Raw genomic sequence first — 22,183 nt, forward strand, 5'->3', positions numbered from 1 at the left:
TCCCTTGTCTGTTATACTTGTCTGGACTTATTACGTGATTTTCCAGAAGAAGGGATTTACCCATGAATTACATTGTATTTGACCTGGAGTGGAACCAGAGCCCAGGAGGAAAAAGGTGGTCTAACAGCCGTCTGCCTTTTGAAATCATAGAAATCGGCGCCGTAAAACTGAATGAAAAGAAAGAAATCGTGGACAGCTTTCAGTGCCTGATCAAGCCCCAGGTGTACAATTGGATTCATGACAGCATTCATGAAGTCATTCACATGAATTATAAAGATCTGCAGAATGGGACACTTTTCCCACAGGCTGTTACAGAATTTCTGGAGTGGTGTGGAGAAGACTATATTTTTTTTACCTGGGGAAACCAGGATGTAATGGAATTGCAGCGCAATATGAAATATTATGGTAAGCTGCCATTACTACCGGGACCGGTAACTTACTATGATGTGCAGAAACTATTTGCCATCCGCTATAAAGAAAATGACGAACGCCGTGCTCTGGAATTTGCCGCTGACCAAATGGGTGTGGAGAAGAAAATGGATTTTCACCGGGCACTTGGGGATGCTTATTATACAGCATGTATTTTGCAGAAAATAGAAGATGAGTACATTTTTCCAAATTCATCTCTGGATGTATATCAGAACCCAAAAAGCAAGAAAGAAGAAATCCATATCTCTTATCCTGGCTATGATAAGTATGTATCCAGAGAATTTTATTCAAGGGAGCGGGCCATGAAGGACCGGGAAGTGACCAGCACGAAATGTCCGTTGTGCCACAATCCTGCCAAGCGTAAGATCCGCTGGTTTATGAATAATTCCAAGGTATATTACAGTGTTTCTGTCTGCCAGGAGCATGGCTTCGTATTAGGCAAGATCAGAATCCGCCGGACTGAGGAAAATATGTATTATGTAATAAAAAAACTGGCGAATATTACAAGTGAAGAGGCGGATGAGATCCGGCAGAAGAGGGACGCCCACAGGGCAAAGAGGAAGCTAAAGAAGGAACAGGAATAGCGTTGTAAATGCGAAAAGAGCGATCAAACCAGTAGAAGAGAAGTATTAATAAAAGACGGAACATATGGAAGAGTCTAAAGGTTAGAAGAAATCTAACATTTGAGACTTTACCATATGCTCCGTCTTTTTGAATGGGTGCTTAAACGCCAGGATTACAAAGTGGGAATCGTCAGCAAATCTTTCATAACTGACCGTTCATACTGCATTCCCCATCCCACCATTTGTCCATTAAAGTAATACTTACTCTTTAATCGCAGAGGTCCTACAGCATTGGAAAGAATCGCCTGTTTCTTACTAAGAGTGCCCAGTTCGGTCCCGGTGGGAACGGTCACGTAGACATTTTTAGTATAGTAGAATGGATACGTGTTTCCACAGTTATTCAGCAGATACTGTTCACTGGGAAGATTCTTCTTCGGAACAGGATTTTTGCTCAGCTTAACTTTCTGGACTTCGAAATTATCAAATCCATAATCTAAAAGGCTTTTCGTGTCACTCCATGCACCGTTCACGGAGTTCAGGACAACTGCTACCAGAGTCATATCACCACGTTTCGCATAAGTGATAAGAGTGGCACCTGCCGCATCTGTGTAGCCGGTTTTTCCACCGAGAACGCCATCATAAGCGTAATCCCTGCCTGCCATCATCTTGTGATGATTCAGAAGATAACGGGTTTCTGTGAAAATATTCGTCGGCGGAATGTTATACAGGTCTGTGGTAAAAAATTTCCTGCAAAGGGGATTCTGCCACGCTGCCTTGGCTATTTTCGTCATGTCGTTTGCTGTTGTGACATGGGTTTCATCCGGGAGTCCGTTCGGGTTATTAAAATGGGAGTTGGTGCAGCCAAGCTGTGTAGCCCTTGTATTCATTAGTTCAACGAACTTCTTCACGGATCCGGAGACCTCTTCGCCAATGGCAAGGGCCATTTCGTTGGCCGATTCCAGCATAAGAGCCATGAGACATTGCTCAACTGTAAAAACTTCTCCTGCATCACCGTAGATGGTGGAGCTTCCTGCTTCAATACCGTAAGCCGCCTGCTGCGACAGGGTAATCTGGGCATTCACATCCAGGTTCTCACAGCCAAGAAGGCAGGTGAGAAGCTTGGTAATACTGGCAGGATAAAGCTGGGTGTTGGCATTCTTGGAATAAAGAACCGCCTCTGTATTCAGATCCATAAGAACTGCCGCCTGTGCTTCGATCTTTGGTCCCTCAGGCCAGCCCTCAATAGAATCGGTGTCAGCCGCCTGGGAATAGTACTGGGTGTGCGGATCCGGAGTGGGTGTGACAGAAGTGGCTGCATTGTCAGAAACGGCAGTGTCTGTCGATTCTGCCCATATGGCGCTTGTCTGGGTAAGAAGCATACCAGTTGCCAGAACTCCGCAAAAAATCCGCTTTATTTTCATATGAAGTTTTTTTCTGTTCATATAAAATCCTTTCTTATAAATGCTTGTAACTGTTTAGAAACAAGCTCAGAATGCTTGAAAAATTATTCGCATGCCCTGCTCGAGGTACCCTGCGCAAAGTTATATGGTAATATTGATTTCTAAACTATCGTTTTATTATACCACTTTTCCTTATGTAAAACTATTAAAAGAGTGTGAATTGTTCCCTGGTCTTCTGAAAATAGACAAATTCAGCAGTATTTTCCCCTATTCGAGCAGCTTTTTCAGCGGAAAAACACTTGACATATAGAAATTCTCCCCCTTATAATAGACAGGAAAACATGATAGGCAAAGACTGCGATGGAGACAGTAAGCTGGTTTTGAACGTCTAAGATCACTGGGGGAAATGGCCTGCGATCTTTTCAGCGAGACGGGGATGGTGCAAGCCCGCCGCAAGTAGAGTCAGCCGAAGATCACTCCGGAGTTTTATCTCTGAATTTAGCTGTGTTAATTATACAGACACAGAAATAAATGCAGATTATGTTCGGCATTTTCAAGTAGTAAGAGATAACGGTATTCCCCCGTTATAAGGAGCATGTATCGGTCGCGGATGCGAGCCCGTACAATGTAACAGGTGGTATAACGAGTGCTGACAGCCTTCGTCCTTTTGCAGGATGGAGGCTTTTCTTATATAGATAGAGGAAACTCCTCTGGCGTTTCGCACGTGCTCTGGAAGTCCTGACAGCAATCGACTTCATCTAAAAAAGACAAGGAGGAAAAAACTTTGTACCAGAAAGTAGACACGAATCTGAATTTCGTAGATCGCGAGAAAAAAGTAGAAGAATTCTGGAAAGAAAACCATATTTTCGAGAAAAGTATGGAAAACCGTAAAGAAGGCCCGACTTACACATTCTATGACGGACCGCCAACTGCAAATGGCAAGCCACATATCGGTCATGTGCTCACCCGTGTTATCAAGGATATGATCCCGAGATACCGCGCAATGAAGGGCTACATGGTACCTCGTAAAGCTGGATGGGATACCCATGGTCTTCCGGTAGAGCTTGAGGTAGAGAAGAAGCTTGGTCTGGATGGAAAAGAGCAGATCGAGGAATATGGTATGGAGCCATTTATCCAGCAGTGTAAGGAAAGCGTCTGGAAATACAAAGGAATGTGGGAGGATTTCTCCTCAACAGTTGGTTTCTGGGCAGATATGGAGCATCCATATGTAACTTATGAGGATAATTACATTGAGTCCGAATGGTGGGCGCTGAAAGAAATCTGGAACAAAGGCCTCTTATATAAAGGGTTCAAGATCGTTCCTTATTGCCCACGCTGCGGAACCCCGCTTTCTTCCCAGGAGGTTTCCCAGGGCTATAAATTAGTAAAAGAGCGTTCTGCGATCGCACGTTTCAAAGTTATAGGCGAGGACGCATATTTCCTGGCATGGACCACTACTCCGTGGACATTGCCATCTAACGTTGCACTTTGCGTAAATCCGGATGAGACCTACTGCAAAGTAAAAGCAGCAGACGGATATACCTATTATATGGCAGAAGCCCTTCTGGACAAAGTCCTTGGCAAGCTTGCAAAGGATGAGGAGCCTGCTTATGAAGTTCTTGAGACTTATAAAGGTAAAGAGCTGGAATACAAAGAATACGAGCCGCTTTTCAAATGTACAGGCGACTACGTAGCAACAAAAGGCAAAAAAGCACACTATGTAGTATGTGATAACTACGTTACCATGAGTGATGGTACCGGTATCGTTCATATCGCTCCTGCATTTGGTGAGGACGACAGCCGTGTTGGCCGTGAGTATGATCTTCCATTCGTACAGTTTGTAGATGGAAAAGGTAATCTGACAGCTGAGACACCATATGCTGGTGTATTTGTCAAGAAAGCAGATCCGATGGTACTGACTGACCTTGACAAAGAGGGCAAGCTGTTCGACGCTCCGAAATTCGAGCATGACTATCCTCACTGCTGGCGTTGTGATACACCACTGATCTACTATGCAAGAGAATCCTGGTTCATCAAGATGACAGCTGTTAAGGATGACCTGATCCGCAACAACAATACTATTAACTGGATTCCGGAGAGCATTGGTAAAGGCCGTTTCGGAGACTGGCTTGAGAATGTTCAGGACTGGGGTATCAGCCGTAATCGTTACTGGGGAACTCCACTGAATATCTGGGAGTGCAGCTGCGGTCATATGGAATCTGTTGGAAGCCGTCAGGATCTCTATGAGAAAACAGGTGACGAGCGTGCCAAGACGGTAGAGCTTCATCGTCCATACATTGATGAGCTTACCATGAAATGCCCGAAGTGCGGCGGCACTATGCACCGTGTACCAGAGGTTATTGACTGCTGGTTTGACTCCGGAGCAATGCCATTTGCACAGCACCACTATCCATTTGAAAATCAGGAGCTGTTCAAACAGCAGTTCCCTGCAAACTTTATTTCCGAGGCTGTTGACCAGACAAGAGGATGGTTCTACTCCCTTCTTGCTGAGTCTACCCTTCTGTTTAACCAGGCTCCATATAAGAACGTTATCGTTCTTGGACACGTACAGGATGAGAATGGCCAGAAGATGAGTAAGTCCAAAGGAAATGCGGTTGATCCGTTTGAAGCACTTCAGACTTACGGTGCTGATGCGATCCGCTGGTACTTCTATATCAACAGTGCACCATGGCTGCCGAACCGTTTCCATGGCAAAGCTGTACAGGAAGGTCAGCGTAAATTCATGGGTACTCTGTGGAATACCTATGCATTCTTTGTACTTTATGCAAATATTGATGGCTTTGACGCTACTAAATATACACTTGACTATGACAAGCTTCCGGTTATGGATAAATGGCTTCTTTCCAAGCTGAACACACTTGTAAAGACTGTTGACGAAGACCTGAACGACTACAAGATCCCGGAGACTGCAAGAGCACTTCAGGGCTTTGTAGACGAGATGAGTAACTGGTATGTAAGACGCTGCCGTGAGCGTTTCTGGGCAAAGGGAATGGAGCAGGATAAGATCAATGCTTACATGACTCTTTACACAGCACTGGTAACAGTTGCCAAGGCAGCTGCTCCGATGATTCCGTTCATGACAGAGGATATCTATCAGAACCTGGTAAGATCCCTGGATAAGACTGCACCGGAGAGTATCCATCTCTGCGACTTCCCGGAAGTAAAAGAAGAGTGGATCAACAAAGACCTGGAAGACAGCATGGAAGAGGTTCTGGAGGTCGTAGTTCTTGGACGTGCCTGCCGTAATACAGCAAACATCAAGAATCGTCAGCCGATCGGAACTATGTATGTAAAAGCTCCGAAGAAAATGGATGCGTATTTCACTGATATCATTGCAGATGAGCTGAATGTAAAAGAAGTGAAATTTGCAGATGATGTGGAATCTTTCATTTCCTATAGTTTCAAACCGCAGCTTCGTACAGTAGGACCGAAATACGGCAAGCTTCTTGGCGGCATCCGTACTGCACTTGCAGAGATCAATGGAAGCCAGGCTATGAACGAGCTGAAGACAAATGGTGTACTTGTACTTGATATTGATGGAAACAAGGTTGAGCTTACAGAGGAAGACCTGCTGATCGAGACTGCACAGACAGAGGGTTATGTAACAGAGACAGAAGGTGAGACAGCTGTTGTTCTGGATACCAATCTGACACCTGAGCTCATTGAAGAAGGCTTTGTCCGCGAGATCATCAGCAAGATCCAGACTATGCGTAAAGAGGCTGGCTTCGAGGTTATGGACAAGATCCGCGTTTCTGTAAAAGACAACGACAAGATTGTCGAGACCATGAAGGCAAATGAGACTGAAATCAAATCTGAGGTTCTGGCCGATGAAGTGGTTTATGGCGAGACCGATGGTTATGTGAAAGAGTGGAACATTAATAAAGAGCATGTAACTCTGGGTGTTACCAAACTGTAAGAAGTTGCGATTTAACAATGTTTTCACGTTAGTTTATATGTTTTGAGATAATTTTGCTTTATACTTAGAACGCAGTGTGTGAAATCTCAGCAAGGGAGAACCTGCTAAGATTTTGCACCTGTTGTTCTAACCTGCCGGATAAAGTATCATATCCGGTATTGCAATGGTTACAGTTACGGTTCACTGCATTGGCAAAGACCATGTCATTTGTCATGATCTTTTGCGGATGTTAATGAAACATATACAGGAGGGACAAAATGATTGATAAACAGTTTGACAAAGAAACCTTCAAAAAAAGTGTAAAAGATAACGTTAAGTTTCTTTACCGCAGAAAGCTTGAAGAGGCTACTCAGGAGCAGCTTTTCCAGGCTGTAAGCTACACTGTGAAGGATGTTATCATCGATAACTGGCTTGACACCCAGAACGCGTATGAAGAGCAGGATCCGAAGATCGTATATTATATGTCCATGGAGTTCCTGATGGGACGTGCCCTTGGAAACAACCTTTTAAACCTTGGTGCATATGGTGAAGTTAAGGAAGCTCTTGAGGAGCTTGGAATCGATATCAACGCACTTGAGGACCAGGAGCCGGATCCGGCACTTGGAAACGGTGGTCTTGGAAGACTTGCAGCATGCTTCCTTGATTCTCTTGCAACACTTGGATATTGCGCATACGGCTGCGGAATCCGCTATCGTTACGGTATGTTCAAGCAGGAGATCAGAGACGGATATCAGGTTGAGGTTCCGGATGCATGGCTTGAGAACGGCTATCCATTCGAGCTTCGTCGTCCGGAATATGCGAAAGAGGTACACTTCGGCGGATATGTAAGAGTTGAGTATGACCAGGCAACCGGCCAGAACAAATTCATCCATGAAGGATACCAGGCTGTAAAGGCTATTCCATATGATATGCCAATCGTTGGCTACGAGAACAATGTAGTAAATACACTTCGTATCTGGGATGCAGCTGCTATTGAGCAGTTCGGATTTGATTCCTTTGACAAAGGTGATTATAAGAAAGCGGTTGAGCAGGAGAACCTTGCAAAGGATATCGTAAATGTACTTTACCCGAATGATAACAAGATGTCTGGTAAAGAGCTTCGTCTGAAACAGCAGTACTTCTTCGTATCTGCAAGTATCCAGGCAGCAATCGAGAAATATAAAAAGACACATGATGATATCAAGAAGCTTCATGAGAAAGTCGTATTCCAGATGAATGATACTCATCCGACTATGGCTGTTGCAGAGCTTATGAGAATCCTCATGGATCAGGAAGGCCTTGGCTGGGATGATGCATGGGCTGTAACTACCAAGTGTGTAGCTTACACCAACCATACCATTATGTCCGAGGCACTTGAGAAATGGCCGATCGAGCTGTTCTCCAGACTGCTTCCGCGTGTATATCAGATCATCGAGGAGATCAACCGTCGTTTCATCATCGAGATTCAGAATAAATATCCTGGAAACTATGAGAAAATCAAAAAGATGGCGATTATCTATGACGGACAGGTTAAGATGGCACACCTTGCAATCGTTGCAGGCTTCTCTGTAAACGGTGTTGCAAGACTTCATACAGAGATCCTGAAGAATCAGGAGTTAAGAGACTTCTATGAGATGATGCCAGAGAAGTTCAACAACAAGACCAATGGTATCACCCAGAGACGTTTCCTTCTTCACGGAAATCAGAACCTGGCTGCATGGGTTACAGACCATATCGGACCAGACTGGGTTACAGATCTTTCCCAGATCAGCAAGCTGAAAGTATATGCTGATGATGAGAAAGCCCTTCAGGAGTTTATGAACATTAAATTCCAGAACAAGCAGCGTCTTGCAAAATACATTCTGGAGCACAACGGGGTTGAAGTTGATCCTCACTCCATTTTCGATGTACAGGTTAAGAGACTTCATGAGTATAAGAGACAGCTTCTCAACATCCTTCATGTAATCTATCTGTACAACCAGATCAAATTACATCCGGAGATGGAATTCTATCCAAGAACCTTCATCTTTGGTGCAAAAGCTTCCGCAGCATATGAGCGTGCGAAAAAGATCATCAAACTGATCAACTGTGTAGCTGATGTTGTAAACAACGATCCGGCTATTAACGGCAAGATCAAAGTTGTATTCATCGAGAACTACAGAGTATCCAACGCTGAGATGATCTTCGCTGCAGCAGATGTTTCCGAGCAGATCTCCACAGCAAGTAAAGAGGCTTCTGGTACAGGTAACATGAAGTTCATGCTGAACGGTGCCCTTACACTTGGAACCATGGACGGTGCAAACGTAGAGATCGTTGAGGAGGTTGGCCAGGAGAACGCATTTATCTTCGGTATGAGCGCTGACCAGATCATCAACTATGAGAATCATGGCGGATATGATCCGACCTTTATCTACAATACAGATACAGAGATCCGTCAGGTACTGATGCAGCTGATCAATGGTACTTTCTCCAGCGATACAGAGCTGTTCAGAGATATCTATGATTCTCTGCTGAGTACAAAGAACTGCTCCAGAGCAGACCAGTACTTCATCCTTGGAGACTTCAGATCCTATGCGGAAGCTCAGAAGAGAGTTGAGAATGCTTATAAGGATGAGAAGAAGTGGGCAAAGATGGCACTTCTGAATACTGCATGCAGCGGTAAATTCTCTTCCGACAGAACCATCCAGGAGTATGTAGATGATATCTGGCATCTGGATAAGGTTACGGTTACAAAGAGCAGCGAGGCAGCTGAGAAATAATAGAATCTGTGGATTCTGCGCAGCTGATTGTGTAAAAAGGAAATTTCAGACAGCACAGGATGTGCAAAAGAATAATAAGAAATGATAAAAGCTGTGTTCCGTCAGAATATATAAAGTTCTGGTAGGAACACAGCTTTTTTATAATTGCGCTCCAACTTTGGCATTGAGTTTGGTTTGTAGATATGCCATAATAAAGATATCACTGTAGTTATAAGAAATGTGGCAAAGAAAGCGGGAAATATTATGAAACCTGTTGTATCGATCGGAAACCAGAATTTTAAATCCATACGTGAAAATCACAATTTTTATGTGGATAAAACCGCATTCATTAGAGAATGGTGGGAGAATCAGGATACAGTTACTTTGATCACACGTCCAAGGCGTTTTGGAAAAACCTTGAATATGAGTATGGTGGAGCATTTTTTCTCTATCCAGTCAAAAGAAGATGGAAAGCTGTTTGAAGGGCTGGAGATATGGACGGAAGAAAAATACAGGAAAATTCAAGGACAGTATCCGGTAATTTTTCTTAGCTTTGCGTCTGTAAAGGGAGATACCTATGCAGAAGTAAGAGAAGGAATTATCCAGACTATTCTGGATCTGTATGCGAAATATGATTATCTGCGCCAGGGCGATGCATTAAACGAAAAAGAAAAGGCATATTTCGACTATGTAAATGCAGATATGTCGAATACGATTGCTGCTATGGCTCTTCGAAGATTATCTCTTTGCATGAATTTGTATTACGGTAAAAAAGTGTTGATCCTATTGGACGAATATGATACGCCGCTTCAGGAGGCTTATATAAAAGGCTACTGGAATGAACTGACTTCTTTTATGAGCGGCTTGTTTAACTACACATTTAAAACCAATCCGTATATGGAGAGAGGGCTGCTGACTGGAATTACCAGAGTCAGCAAAGAATCTATATTTTCAGATCTTAACAATCTGGAAATTGTGACAACAACCTCTGGTAAATACAGTACTTCATTTGGCTTTACAGAAGACGAGGTTGCGAGTGCCTTGCAATTATTTGGTCTGCAGGAAAAACAGTCTGAAGTAAAGAAATGGTACGATGGGTTTCATTTTGGCACACAGACAGATATTTATAATCCATGGTCTATAACGAAATATCTTGATACGGGAAAATTTGACAGCTATTGGGTAAATACCAGCTCCAATTCCCTGATTGGGAAACTAATTCAGGAAGGGGCTCCGGATATAAAAATTGCTATGGAGGATTTGCTGGATGGAAAATCAATGGAAACAGTTATTGATGAAGAAATTGTTTTCGAACAGCTGGAGAATAACAGCATTGCAGTGTGGAGTCTGCTGTTAGCCAGTGGATACCTGAAAGTAGATAAGGCTTCTGCTGATGGCGCAGGAGGGAAATATGTCCTTTCACTGACGAACTATGAAGTGAAAAATATGTTTCGGCGGATGATACAGGGATGGTTTGGAAAAGCCACAGTTAAGTATAATGATTTTATAAAGGCGCTGCTGTCTGATGATGTTGACTATATGAATCAATATGTGAATCAGGTGGCAATGCAGACATTTAGTTATTTTGATGCTGGCAAAACACCTGGAGAGCCAGAAGAGCCGGAACGTTTTTACCATGGTTTTATACTGGGGCTCATGGTAGAATTGGCAGATCAATACAGAATCACTTCTAATCGTGAAAGCGGCCTGGGAAGATATGATATCATGCTGGAACCGTTGGACAAGGGAAGACTGGCATATGTGATTGAATTCAAGGTGCACAAAGCCGGACGAGAGAAAGACTTGAAAGAGACAGCCAATAATGCTCTGAGGCAGATCAGGGAAAGAAATTACGATGTTGAACTTCTGGCGCGAGGAATTGAAAAAAGTAGGATTCGGTATCTGGGATTTGCTTTTGCAGGAAAAACAGTTTTGATAGAGCAGACGCTACTGTGAATGAACAGTAGCGTTCTATCATTCCTGGCATACGTAGTAATATTTAATAGTCTTCTTTCTGCCAATATTCGTAAGGCAGCATATGGTACATTTTCCTTACCGTTTTTCGCTGACTGGAGTATAACTCTGCCAGTTTTCGTTTCTGGATGTAGAGATCTTTCGGCATTTCTTCAAGGTCATATGGAACCTTGTCATTTACATAATATTTTTCAAAAGAATAAAAATCAGCTTTGCAATGGGCTGCCTTATATGCATTTTCTACAAGCTCATGAGTCATCTGGTGGTGGTGATGTCCATATTCGCCATGGGCATTGTGGGTGGCAACCTGCTTCCAGTTTTTATAATTCAGAATTGTGGTAATGTCCGCTTCCATGTCTTTTTTCCAGAATTTCCAACTGCTTCGTTTTTTCCCGATTTTATCCGGATAGGAAAGTATCAGGTATTTATCCCCCGTGGCGTCCATAACTGATTTGAATTCAGCACTGCGTACCGGGTCATTTCCTCTGGTCATACAGACTACCAGATAATTATCCTCGATCAGATGCCGACCGCCCCAGAGCAGATCATCATCTGGGTGGGCAACAAACATCACGTTATCGTAGCCATCCAGATTTAGGCTGTCCAGATCTGTGGTGGTTACATGTGGCAGATTCAGGTATGGGAAAACAAGATAAAGCTGTTTAGCACCCCAAATAATTGCAATTGCAAGTATTAGAAATAGCAGCAGTCGCTTCCAGTGGTGCTGCAGTTTTTGCAAAAGGGAAGATACTTTTTTTATTCCTTGATTCATAACAGGTACTCCAGTTAAGGTTATTTATTTTATAACTATATTCACAATTATACTAGGTTTTGAATGAGTTACAAGAGATATCATGAAAGCTTAAGAATTTTTAAGAATTTCCAACACACTTTAGTTAACGGTGGACATGGAAGTATTAAGACTGCTATACTAACAATAAAAGTTTAAATGCATTACGAAATACGAGGTAGAATGAAAATGAGAAAAATGGATATACTTTTCATTTTTGGCGTTATCGCCTGCTTTATTGCTGCATACCAGGGAATGGTATTCAGTCCGTCCTTTACAATGATATTTGTAGTGGTGGGAATGGGCTTTTGCATTGTGGGAGAACTACTACATATGCTACAAGAAGCAGAAGTGCCACAAGGAATAAAGAAAATATGTGGAATCGTCAGTGGTATTTTATGTGGAATTGGAATGATCTGGGCATTTCCAGCAGTGATCATATATGCCACAGGGGATGACTGGATGAACGGATGTATGAGAGCAGCAGGAATAGTCAGTGTTTTTTTGTGTGGAATATGGCTTGGATGGAAGTGGAAAAAAGGAGAAATCCGTCCCGCAGTATGTGGAAAAGCTGTGGAATTAATACTTTCGTTGGCAGCAGCCTGGCTGGCCGTATTTTGTGGACTCAACAGTGTGGCATTGCTGCCTTATGGGGTGGGACTTTTGTTGCTTGGGCTGTCCAGACAGCTGGAAGGAAAGAAGAGAACCCGGAAAATTGTATTTTTTGCGGGAATGGTGCTGATAGCAGTTTTCCCTGTTGCACTGATGATTTAGGCTAGACTTTCACTCATAGTGATGTCTGCGTAAGCAGACATGTCCGTTTAGTTAAAAGGTTATAATGCATGTAAATTGCGGATAGTATTTTGCGCACAATAAGGGCTTGTTAGGAGAAGCAATGTTAAGGATATCTATAAAATCAGCAGATTGTAACAGAAATAATAAAAAAAATGGATGGACACATCATATAAAAAGAGGCAGCATAGCAATTATATTTTCGCTGGCAATGATGACTTTAAGTGGATGTAGTCTTTATGATATTGCCGGTTTATTTTCAGGACTGGGAAAAGGAAGCGAGGCATTGTATGTAAATGAGGGCAGTCAGATGCCATTGGATGAAGGAAAAATTCAAAATGCGCAGGAACAGGATTCAGAGAATGAAAATCTGCCGGTGCAAGGAGAGAATTCTGGTGATGAAACAGAAATACTGCCAGGTGCCCTCTGGCTTGACACAGATGCAAACGTGATTCAGGCACATGGCGGGCAGATCCAGCTGATGCCGATACCGGATGGAACTGGTGGTAAAACAGAGAAATATGTATGGGTAGGAGAAGATAAATCGTCAGGGCATCTTGGCAATGATGTGGCAGTTTATACTTCTGATGATCTGTATCACTGGGAATTTCAAGGTGATGTACTCCGGGCGATAGAATCAAGAGAACAGCTGGATGAGGACTCCTACTTTCAGGAATTATATCAGGACTGTTCCAGTGAAGAACTGGATGAAATTTATAACTGTATTAACAAAAATACGGTTATAGAACGCCCTAAGATGCTATATAATCAGAAAACTGACAAATACGTGATCTGGTTTCACAGTGATGACAGTACGGAGAAAAACTCCTACAAGTATGACGTTGGCATGGCCGGTGTGGCAATCAGCGATTCACCGGCAGGTCCGTTTAAATTTCTAGGCAGATACAGACTGAGCCAGTGTCCCAAAGACCAGATCGACTGTTTTCCCTCTTCCAAGGGAGAAGCAAGGGATATGAATCTTTTCCAGGATGATGACGGAACCGGGTATATTATTTATACAAGCGAAAATAACAAAACCTTGTATATTTCCAGGTTAAATGAGGAATATACATATCTGTCCACAGAGCCGGAAAAGGCTGTTTATAAAGAAGATTTCATACGGATTTTTCCAGGCGCCATGCGGGAAGCTCCGGTTCTGTTTAAAGGGGACAATGGCAGGTACTATATCATGTCTTCCAGCACCACCGGCTGGATGTCCAACCAGGCGAGAGTCTGGTCTGCGGATGAGATCTTCGGTGAATGGAAAAATGATGGGAATCCATGTGTAGGTGAAGATGCAGATATTACCTTTGATACACAGAGTACCTGTGTGTTCCGGACGAAAGCTGGACAATGGATTTACTATGGAGACAGATGGAACAGCAGTGACCTGGCAGATTCCAGATATGTGTGGCTGCCCATTGAGTTTGCTGGAGATCAGGTGGAAATCAGGTGGAGTGCAAGTTGGAAAAATGTACTATAATTTTGTGATATAGTTTTTCTTCCAGAAGTTCCATAAAATCATAATAGGTTCATTTCTTCCTGGATGCGGTGAAACAGATGGGTGAGTGCAAACATAAGTGTTTCGTAATGCATATAGTCAAGTGTATTTTTATCTGCAAGAATCTGCAGGCTTGCCGGAAACTCTTCATCAGATTCCCAGAAGCGGATAATAAGTGGAAGAAACGGAAATAATTCCAGTTCACAGGCTACATCCCCTTTGTTTAGAGGCTTTCCATGAAGTGTCTGGCATGCGCGATGCAACTCTGCTGTTTTTCCATCAAAGAAATCTGCATTATGCTGAAAAAATCCGCCGTTTTGAGTGAGATTTCCGGTTTTGACAGAAGAAAGAGCACTGATATTAACAAACTCATGAGCCAGGTGACAGTGCTCCTTTGAATTGCAGAGAACGTCATATATGGTCATTGTTTCATTGTAATCAGCTGTATTGACAGTTTGGAAATTATCGTCAGACCATTGTACGTTTCCGAAAAATCTGTCAATGCGATAGATATGACCAACAAATGGCAGATATAAATAGTTCAGATTAGCTTTGAGGGAAAATTTTTGAATCATATGTTCCTGATCATAACTAAGAAATGTTTCGGCCATGATATTTTTCATTTTCTCATAATTTGAATTCGAATTTTGCATAAAAGTCTCCTTTGCGATATTTTGGTCTGGCGAAATCATCAATATTCATTTGTCCGCTTCCAACGAAAACTGCTCAGTAAGATAAGCCAGAAACTTACGTGTGGCAGCAGAAAGCTTTTGAGGTCTGTACATAACCAGTCTGTAGAACTCAAATGGAAAGTCTTTAATTTGAATTAGAGAAATCTTTTTTTCATAACCTTTAATGCTGTTGGCATTGAGAATGGACACACCCTGATTTTGAGAAATCTTCAGTAACTGACTGGGAGTATTCTCTACAGGGATAAATTGTGGAGCAAGGCCTCGAAGCTTAAACGCGGAAGAAGCATACTGCATGGCAGAAGGGGAAACATATGGCGGGAAAATAAGAAGTTTCTCGCTGGATATTTCCTTCATGGTGATGCTTCTTTTTCTGGCAAAACGATGCTCTCTGGAAACTGCCAGATAAAAAGGCAGATTATCCAGCTTTAGAAATGCGTGATCCTTTGCAATTGCATATTCCAGGTTATTGGAAAAGATAATATCAAGATTCTCAATCTGTTCTGTTAATTCATGAAGATTATAAATGTTAAAATCAATCTGAACTTCTGGGTGAAGTTTCTCAAAAGGAATTGCATAATCTGATAAAATTTTCTCAAAATCATATCCATCCAGAGCACCAATTCGTATAGTAGACAGCCGGTTCATGGAAAGCTCCTGGGCATCACGTATAGAGGCCTCAATTTCTGCAAGGAGCGGTTTCCAGCGGTCTTTCAACAATTCTCCGGCATAAGTAAGCTCAACAGACCGGCTGGTGCGCTGGAACAATTTAATACCCAGTTCAGCTTCCAGATGTTTGATCCATTTGGTGACTGTAGGCTGGGAAATATAAAGGACTTCTGCCGCTTTGGAAAAACTGTGATATTTGGCGGTGAGAAGAAATATCTGCATTTCTGACAGACTGATCTTGTACATAATAGTATCCCCTTTCGAGATCAAAACACAGGTTACATAAAATATTCTGCAAAAAATCGGAGTCTTAAGATGTTGTCATAAGTATACCACAATCTATTACGAATTAGAATAGATAGATGCGAAAAATGCTATTGGACGAATGAAAAGCAGAGAGTATATAATCATGCCAGATGGAATGTTAAAAAAATATCAAATATAAAATAAGAGAGTCTGAGAAGGGGGAAAGATGAAGAATAAATTAAATGCAGATACATGGACGCTGGCTCTGGGAATTGCTTTATTTCCACCATTATGGGCAGTGATCGCTCCATATCTCAAGGTGAGTACAGGCGCAGTTGCACTGATCTGTGCAGGACTTTATGTGACCAATGGAAATAAAAGAAAAGATGCAGTAAAAATTTCTGTCGGGTTCCTATTAGGAGATTTCTGGGCTGTTGCAGCTCTGAAGGTTATGGATACATTAAAGCTGAATGAAGATCTGGAACTTTTTGGAACCTTGTTTGTGCTTGGAGGTCTGGCAGTAATCATTTCCGCTCTGGTTCCAAAATATATTTTCTGCCCGGCATGGCTTTGCGGATGGGCAATCGGACTTACGATCCTGGCTCCAGGCGGCTGGGAGAATGTTGGGACTGTACCGGTTCAGATCGGAGTGGCAATGCTGGTGGGAATCTGGTATGTAGGGGTGTTTGTAGATCTGGTACAGAAAAAAACACTAAAATTTTTGGATAGCAGAAAGGAAAAGCAGTCATGAAAAAAGTAGGCGTAAGCAGAGAAGAAAAAGAACTGTCCTATTACAGATTTTTTGAGCAGGATCTGGCACAGATTCCGAAGGAAAAGATTCAGATTCTGGAAGCAGGAGCTGCAAAGGTCAAAGCGGTACCTTTTGATGAGAAAAATCTGTATCTGGAAGGAAAAGATGAAGAATATTGTCAGACCGGATATGGGATCATGGAGGACGGAACCGGATTCGTATGCAATACTACATACATGCCTAATGTAACGGTAGAAATGCTTGACTGGTGGTTCCCATGGCACAGTGTAGGCTCTGATCTTCGATACAAGATATGGGATCCGGAGGATCATTATTTTGCAAGAGCAGACCGTGTAGATTATGTATGTGATCCGTCAGTACCAATGAACGAGAAAACCTGGGGAGTCAGTCATTATATTATGGAAGATGTAGGACCGGGGCCGGAATTTCTGAAACTGAATTTCAAGAGACCGGCAGATTTTGGCTATGACGAAAGTATTATCGGAACAAAGAAATGCAGTTCCATGGTATGTGCGATCGGAGAAAGCAGCTGTGCGGCAGCAATGACTCATAAATGGTATCCATATAAAGATGGGGTAATGCTCTGTTCAAGATTCTGGATCGGAATGGGAGTTGTTGATGGAAAGATCGTAAAAACCCTTCCAGAAGGAGTTTCCATACCAGAAATTGTTCCGCAGGGACTGTTTGCCCATAGTATTAAAGAATTTTCCAATCTGGCAGCGATTTTGCCGGAGGTTTATGAAGAAAATAAAGGAGAACTGTAAAGAAAGGAGAAAAGTTATGATTTCATTAACCATTGATGGAAAAAAGATTCAGACAACAGAGGGTACTTCTGTGCTGGAAGCTGCTCTGCAGAATGATATCTATATTCCCCACATTTGCCATCATCCGGATCTGAGTGATATTTCTGCATGTAAGCTCTGCTATGTACAGGTAGAAGGACAGGAAAAACCGGTAACCTCCTGTTCTCTGAAAGCAGAGGAAGGAATGGTCATCACAACTGCAAATGAGAAGATCACACATCTTCGAAACCTGGCAATGGAGCTGATTCTTGCAGCACATCCGGAAGACTGTTCTACATGCCCGAAATATGGAAACTGTGAGCTGCAGAATCTGATTCAGTATATGGGAGTTTCCGCAACAAGAATGCGTGCAAGGGTAAAAGGTTTTGCCTGTGAAACAGGAAATCCGTTGTATGACCATGATATGAACCGTTGTATTACCTGTGGACGTTGTGTACGTGCCTGCAATGAACTTCGTGGTGTAGGAGTTCTTCAGTATAAGAAAAAAGATATGGAGAACTATATTGGTACTTTGCACGAGCGTCTGTTAAAAGATGAGGACTGCAGATTCTGCGGGGCATGTGCAGAAGTCTGTCCGACTGGAACGATCCGTGACAAGATAAATTATTCAGCAGTAGAAAGACAGGAAAAACTGGTTCCGTGCCGTGCAACCTGTCCGGCAAACACAGATGTTCCGCGTTATATCCGTTTTGTAAAAGAAGGAAAATACGAAGAGGCAGCAGCAGTTATCCGTGAAAAACTTCCACTTCCCAAATGTCTTGGTCATGTCTGCTCTCACGTATGTGAAAGCCAGTGCAGAAGAAAAGAAGTAAATGAAGCGGTTTCTATCCGGAATATCAAACGTTACGCTATGGAGCATGAAACAGGAAAGTACTGGAAAAACTGTGGAAAACAGCTTTCGGATACAGGGAAAAAGGTGTGCATCGTAGGCGGCGGCCCGGCGGGTATGACAGCAGCTTATTATCTGAGAAAACAGGGACATGCTGTAACAGTAAAAGAAGCACTTCCAAAAGCAGGCGGAATGCTTCAGTATGGAATTCCTTCTTATCGTATGCGAGAGAGATTGTAGATGAAGAAGTAGAATTTATGCTTCAGACAGGAATCAACCTTGAGACAAATACAAGGGTAGAAAACGTAACAGATCTGAAAAAGGAATATGATGCCGTATTAGTTGCCATTGGAAATCACACAGGAACACTTCTTCCGATGGAAGGAAATGATGCAACAGGAATTCTTCTGAACATTGATTTCCTCAGAAATGCATCTATGGGAAACGCAACGGGAATGGGCAAAAAAGTAATTGTGCTTGGCGGTGGAAATGTTGCTTTTGACTGTGCGAGAACAGCCAGAAGACTTGGAGCAGAAGAAGTTCATGTAGCATGTCTGGAAGCGCGGGACAAAATGACTTCTGATGATGAAGAAATCCAGCAGGCACAGGAAGAAGGAATTCAGGTTCATCCAGCACAGACTTTTGAGCGGATTCTGAAAACAGAGGAAGGTGCAGTTGCGGGAGTTGGATTTTCTGATATTGCTTCCTTTACGTTTGATGAAAACCGCCGTGCGATTATTGAAAAAGTAGAAGATTCTTACCATGAAATTCAGGCAGACACTGTTATTTTTGCAGTGGGACAGAGATGTGGACTGAATCCGGAAGCAGGGCTGGCAAGAGGAAGAGCTAACTCGATCGTGGCTGATCCGAAAACACTGGCTACAGATGTAGAGGGAATTTTTGCCTGCGGAGATGTTACCTATGGAACAAAATCTGTTGTTCTTGCGGTTGCAGACGGAAGAAAAGCAGCGGAATCCATTGATAAATATCTCGGCGGAAATGGAGATATTTCAGAAGTACTGGCACCTGTAGAGGAACATAATCCGTCGATTGGAAAGGCCGAAGGCTTTGGATATGAAAAACGCAGACAGCCGGAGGTTTTGTCGGTAGATGAACGTAAAGACAATTTCCATATGGTAGATCACGGAATTTGTGAAGCACAAATCTGTGGAGAAGCCTCACGTTGTCTGCAGTGTGATCTGAGAATGGACATCACGAAGAGTAAGATCTGGAGCGAGTATGGAAAGGAGGAAGAAACATGCTGTTAGAAAATACGAAAACAGATATGGTGATAAAAGAGATCAGTGAAAAAGACAGCCAGACACTTAGTGGATTTCTGGGAAATCTGACAGAGCATGTAACCGGTGAAATGGTTGCTGAACTGGTGCAAAAACCAGCAGAGCATATAGTGATCACTCTTGCGAATGCAGATGCAGATCAGATGCTTGCCGTTCTGTATGAGAAGTACGCAAAGGCTGTTATGGCGGGGGCAGCAGCTGCTGCAAAAATTTCTGGTGCAGATTCCTATATTGTAATTCTGCCGGAAAAAGCGCGTGCAGAATCTGTAGAAAAAGCAGCCAGTGAACTGAATATTTCCGGACAGACAGAAATTATCTATGGAACCTGTGTAAAAACAGCTTATAAAAAAGATATCATCCTTCATCCATTGACCTGTTTCAAGATAGCAGCACTTCTTGCAGGGGACAACGCGGATTTCTGCCTGTTGTCTGTGGATGGAAAAGAACCGGTAAAAGTTCTTTATGGAACAAAAATCAGAGATCTGGTACAGCCATCCAAAGGACTCCGGATCGGAAATCATCTGTATGGTCTTTCCGTACTGGATAAAACGATCGGAACAGAGATTCCAGAAGAAAACGGAGTTATGGAATCTGTATCTGATACACAATGTGCAGTTAATCTGGTTCAGAAAATGGTTCATACCATGAGGGAGAGAAGCTGTGGACGATGTGTATTCTGCAGGGAAGGTCTGGTTCAGATTGACAGTGCTCTTCTTGATCTGATGAATGGAAAAGGAAAACAGACAGATATTTCCCTGATGGAAGAAATTGCCGGAGTCATGGAAACAGAAAGCAACTGCAGTCTCGGACAGACAGGGGCAGGTAGTGTAAAAACACTGACAACAGAGTTTGAGAGTGAAGTAAAGGAACATCTTTCCGGAAAATGTTCTGCCAAAGAATGCCTGGGTCTGGTGCACTATTATATTGACCCGAAACTCTGCAAGGGAGAAGGTGCCTGTGCTGAAATCTGTCCGAAGCATGCGGTAGAAGGTGGAAAAGGATATATTTCCGTAATTGATGAGTATGAATGTGTGAAATGCGGTAAATGTGTAGATGCCTGCATTCACGGCGCTGTGAAATCTATAAGCGGACGACTTCCGAAACTTCCGGATGAACCGGTCGCAATTGGAGGAAACAGGAAATCAGAAACAGAAACAGTACGCAGAGAGCGTAAACGTGTACGTCCGTCTGCAAGGCTTTTTACAAAAAAAGTAAGTGGTGCATCTGCAGTGAAAGATATTGCTGCAGAATCAAAAATTACAGTAAAGGGGAATCTACCAATGAGAGAAATGAATGCAGACGTAATCATTGTTGCGGCAGGTCCGGCAGGTCTGGCAGCAGCAGTAACAGCAGGAGAAAACAACTGTCCTGCATCGTGATCGAGAAATCAAATACAACAGGTGGAGCTGCCAACATGGGTATGGGACCACTTGGTATTGACACAAAAGTACAGAGAAGACAGTTCAACCAGATTACAGTCGAGAAAGCCCTGGATCTGCATATGGATTATACTCACTGGAGAGTAGATGCAGATTTGGTATCCACATATTTCTCAAAATCAGCAGATACAATTGAATGGCTGGAAGACATGGGTGTGGAATTTGCCGGTGCATTTAAATATTTTGCAGAATCAGAAGCGACCTGGCATATTGTAAAACCGGAAAACGGAGTGATCGGACCAAGAGCAGCTGGCGGAATGGTAAAAGCCCTGACAAACCGTGCCAAAGAATTAGGCGCACAGTTTGAAATGGAAACAACTGTAACAGAACTGATTAAAGAAGATGGAAAAATCTGCGGCGTCATGGCTGTTGATAAAGAAGGTCAGCAGATCAAGGCAACAGGAAAAGCAGTTATTGTTGCAACTGGTGGATTTGGAAATAACAAAGAAATGCTGGAAAAAGAGTTCAATCTTCACCTTGGAGAAGACTATTATCCGTTTATGATCCCGGGAATCACAGGTGACGGTCTGAATATGATGTGGAAAGCAGGAGCCATGAAATATGGTGCAGGTATTGAGGCTATCTATCAGCTTCCGGACAACCTTAACTGGTTCCTTCTGGATGCAGTTCTGCGTCAGCCGAACCTTCTCATCAACCAGCTTGGTGAGCGTTTCATGAACGAAGACCGTATGGGAAATACAACTTTCACAGGAAATGCACTGGCACTTCAGCCAGGAAACTATGGATACTGCATCATGGATGGAAATATCCTGAAACATTATAAGAAAAATGGTCCGGATATTGAGGACATCGTACATCCGGCAGATGCATTCCAGGCATTTGAACAGCAGGCAGCAGTGGCTGTGGAACAGGGCTATGAGGCATACTTTGAGGCAGATACTATTGAGGAACTGGCTGAAAAACTGCAGATTGATGAAGCTGTGCTGCGAAATACAATTGAAACTTATAATGAAATGTGTGACATTCATTGTGATACACAGTTTAATAAAAATCCGAAGTTCCTTCATAAGATTACAGGAAAAGGCAAATATCTGGTGGGTAAATTCTATCTTGGAGCATATGGAACCATCGGCGGCATTCGTATCAACAAATACTGCGAAGTACTGAATGACGATTATATGCCGATTCCTGGACTTTATTCAGCCGGATCAGATGCCAATACTATTTATGGTGACAGTTATAACTTTACACTTCCGGGAAATACAATGGGATTTGCAGTAAACTCCGGACGTATGGCAGGAGAATCCGTAGCAGAATATATTAACGAAGAAAACTGAAGATGAGTACAGTCAGGCATACTGCCTGACTGCGTAA

General features: G+C 42.8%; 15 protein-coding genes and 1 pseudogene. 12 read left to right on the plus strand and 4 right to left on the minus strand.

From position 1 onward, the window contains the following. Window positions 1–62: 62 nt before the first annotated feature. On the plus strand, window positions 63–1,013 hold the full coding sequence (locus ACTQWB_RS04070; RefSeq protein ID WP_441500489.1) for an exonuclease domain-containing protein: 951 nt from the start codon (window positions 63–65) through the stop codon (window positions 1,011–1,013). 152 nt (window positions 1,014–1,165) lie between these two features. On the opposite strand, the gene ACTQWB_RS04075 is transcribed toward ACTQWB_RS04070, so the two are convergent. Further along, window positions 1,166–2,434, minus strand: a complete 1,269-nt coding sequence (locus ACTQWB_RS04075; RefSeq protein WP_441500490.1) for a D-alanyl-D-alanine carboxypeptidase family protein — start codon at window positions 2,432–2,434, stop codon at window positions 1,166–1,168. A gap of 742 nt (window positions 2,435–3,176) precedes the next feature. Between ACTQWB_RS04075 and ileS the strand changes: the two genes are divergently transcribed. The 3 genes from ileS to ACTQWB_RS04090 all read left to right on the plus strand — a co-directional run bounded on the left by ileS (window position 3,177) and on the right by ACTQWB_RS04090 (window position 11,002). Next, the gene (gene ileS / locus ACTQWB_RS04080; RefSeq protein ID WP_441500491.1) at window positions 3,177–6,329 is read left to right on the plus strand and encodes an isoleucine--tRNA ligase; all 3,153 of its coding nucleotides are present in this window, start codon (window positions 3,177–3,179) and stop codon (window positions 6,327–6,329) included. 257 nt (window positions 6,330–6,586) lie between these two features. Continuing rightward, a complete protein-coding gene (locus ACTQWB_RS04085) occupies window positions 6,587–9,067 on the plus strand; it encodes a glycogen/starch/alpha-glucan phosphorylase (protein ID WP_441500492.1) in 2,481 nt (826 codons plus the stop codon). 243 nt (window positions 9,068–9,310) lie between these two features. Beyond that, window positions 9,311–11,002 carry an AAA family ATPase gene (locus ACTQWB_RS04090; RefSeq protein WP_441500493.1) on the plus strand — a complete coding sequence of 564 codons (1,692 nt, stop codon included), beginning with the start codon at window positions 9,311–9,313 and terminating at the stop codon, window positions 11,000–11,002. A gap of 43 nt (window positions 11,003–11,045) precedes the next feature. Here the strand turns inward: ACTQWB_RS04090 and ACTQWB_RS04095 are convergent, their stop codons facing one another. Beyond that, a complete protein-coding gene (locus ACTQWB_RS04095) occupies window positions 11,046–11,792 on the minus strand; it encodes a PIG-L family deacetylase (RefSeq protein WP_441500494.1) in 747 nt (248 codons plus the stop codon). A 201-nt stretch (window positions 11,793–11,993) separates the two neighbouring features. Here ACTQWB_RS04095 and ACTQWB_RS04100 point away from each other — a divergent pair, with 201 nt between their 5' ends. Both ACTQWB_RS04100 and ACTQWB_RS04105 read left to right on the plus strand, forming a co-directional pair. After that, window positions 11,994–12,584 carry a hypothetical protein gene (locus tag ACTQWB_RS04100; protein ID WP_441500495.1) on the plus strand — a complete coding sequence of 197 codons (591 nt, stop codon included), beginning with the start codon at window positions 11,994–11,996 and terminating at the stop codon, window positions 12,582–12,584. A gap of 121 nt (window positions 12,585–12,705) precedes the next feature. Further along, entirely contained in the window at window positions 12,706–14,085 is a 1,380-nt protein-coding gene (locus ACTQWB_RS04105) for a glycoside hydrolase family 43 protein (RefSeq protein WP_441500496.1), read from the plus strand. A 38-nt stretch (window positions 14,086–14,123) separates the two neighbouring features. Here ACTQWB_RS04105 and ACTQWB_RS04110 read toward each other — a convergent pair whose 3' ends face one another. After that, on the minus strand, window positions 14,124–14,756 hold the full coding sequence (locus ACTQWB_RS04110) for a DUF3786 domain-containing protein (protein ID WP_441500497.1): 633 nt from the start codon (window positions 14,754–14,756) through the stop codon (window positions 14,124–14,126). A 45-nt stretch (window positions 14,757–14,801) separates the two neighbouring features. Beyond that, window positions 14,802–15,707, minus strand: coding sequence for a LysR family transcriptional regulator (locus tag ACTQWB_RS04115; protein WP_441500498.1), 906 nt, complete (start codon window positions 15,705–15,707; stop codon window positions 14,802–14,804). Between the two features lie 226 nt (window positions 15,708–15,933). Between ACTQWB_RS04115 and ACTQWB_RS04120 the strand changes: the two genes are divergently transcribed. The 6 genes and pseudogenes from ACTQWB_RS04120 to ACTQWB_RS04145 all read left to right on the plus strand — a co-directional run bounded on the left by ACTQWB_RS04120 (window position 15,934) and on the right by ACTQWB_RS04145 (window position 22,146). Further along, window positions 15,934–16,458: a DUF1097 domain-containing protein gene (locus tag ACTQWB_RS04120; protein ID WP_441500499.1), complete on the plus strand. Its 525-nt coding sequence runs from the start codon at window positions 15,934–15,936 to the stop codon at window positions 16,456–16,458. Further along, window positions 16,455–17,243: a DAPG hydrolase family protein gene (locus tag ACTQWB_RS04125; protein ID WP_441500500.1), complete on the plus strand. Its 789-nt coding sequence runs from the start codon at window positions 16,455–16,457 to the stop codon at window positions 17,241–17,243. Before ACTQWB_RS04120 ends, ACTQWB_RS04125 begins: the two co-directional genes overlap by 4 nt. A gap of 16 nt (window positions 17,244–17,259) precedes the next feature. Then, a pseudogene (locus ACTQWB_RS04130) lies at window positions 17,260–18,258 on the plus strand (2Fe-2S iron-sulfur cluster-binding protein); the annotation flags it as partial. After that, window positions 18,201–19,379: an FAD-dependent oxidoreductase gene (locus tag ACTQWB_RS04135; RefSeq protein WP_441500501.1), complete on the plus strand. Its 1,179-nt coding sequence runs from the start codon at window positions 18,201–18,203 to the stop codon at window positions 19,377–19,379. The pseudogene ACTQWB_RS04130 and the gene ACTQWB_RS04135, both read left to right, overlap by 58 nt. After that, window positions 19,370–20,788, plus strand: a complete 1,419-nt coding sequence (locus tag ACTQWB_RS04140; RefSeq protein ID WP_441500502.1) for an NADH-ubiquinone oxidoreductase-F iron-sulfur binding region domain-containing protein — start codon at window positions 19,370–19,372, stop codon at window positions 20,786–20,788. Before ACTQWB_RS04135 ends, ACTQWB_RS04140 begins: the two co-directional genes overlap by 10 nt. Beyond that, a complete protein-coding gene (locus tag ACTQWB_RS04145; RefSeq protein ID WP_441500503.1) occupies window positions 20,785–22,146 on the plus strand; it encodes an FAD-dependent oxidoreductase in 1,362 nt (453 codons plus the stop codon). Before ACTQWB_RS04140 ends, ACTQWB_RS04145 begins: the two co-directional genes overlap by 4 nt. Window positions 22,147–22,183: the final 37 nt, after the last annotated feature.

Source organism: Blautia sp. HCP3S3_H10_2, from assembly GCF_052122375.1.
In the GTDB taxonomy this organism is placed as follows: Bacteria; Bacillota; Clostridia; order Lachnospirales; family Lachnospiraceae; genus Blautia_A.

Excerpts from the sequence above, each read along its gene's own strand:
- ACTQWB_RS04070 (WP_441500489.1), top strand. The coding sequence starts at position 63 with ATGAATTACATTGTATTTGACCTGGAGTGGAACCAGAGCCCAGGAGGA.
- ACTQWB_RS04075 (WP_441500490.1), bottom strand. The coding sequence starts at position 2,434 with ATGAACAGAAAAAAACTTCATATGAAAATAAAGCGGATTTTTTGCGGA.
- ACTQWB_RS04085 (WP_441500492.1), top strand. The coding sequence starts at position 6,587 with ATGATTGATAAACAGTTTGACAAAGAAACCTTCAAAAAAAGTGTAAAA.
- ACTQWB_RS04090 (WP_441500493.1), top strand. The coding sequence starts at position 9,311 with ATGAAACCTGTTGTATCGATCGGAAACCAGAATTTTAAATCCATACGT.
- ACTQWB_RS04095 (WP_441500494.1), bottom strand. The coding sequence starts at position 11,792 with ATGAATCAAGGAATAAAAAAAGTATCTTCCCTTTTGCAAAAACTGCAG.
- ACTQWB_RS04100 (WP_441500495.1), top strand. The coding sequence starts at position 11,994 with ATGAAAATGAGAAAAATGGATATACTTTTCATTTTTGGCGTTATCGCC.
- ACTQWB_RS04105 (WP_441500496.1), top strand. The coding sequence starts at position 12,706 with ATGTTAAGGATATCTATAAAATCAGCAGATTGTAACAGAAATAATAAA.
- ACTQWB_RS04110 (WP_441500497.1), bottom strand. The coding sequence starts at position 14,756 with ATGCAAAATTCGAATTCAAATTATGAGAAAATGAAAAATATCATGGCC.
- ACTQWB_RS04115 (WP_441500498.1), bottom strand. The coding sequence starts at position 15,707 with ATGTACAAGATCAGTCTGTCAGAAATGCAGATATTTCTTCTCACCGCC.
- ACTQWB_RS04120 (WP_441500499.1), top strand. The coding sequence starts at position 15,934 with ATGAAGAATAAATTAAATGCAGATACATGGACGCTGGCTCTGGGAATT.
- ACTQWB_RS04125 (WP_441500500.1), top strand. The coding sequence starts at position 16,455 with ATGAAAAAAGTAGGCGTAAGCAGAGAAGAAAAAGAACTGTCCTATTAC.
- ACTQWB_RS04140 (WP_441500502.1), top strand. The coding sequence starts at position 19,370 with ATGCTGTTAGAAAATACGAAAACAGATATGGTGATAAAAGAGATCAGT.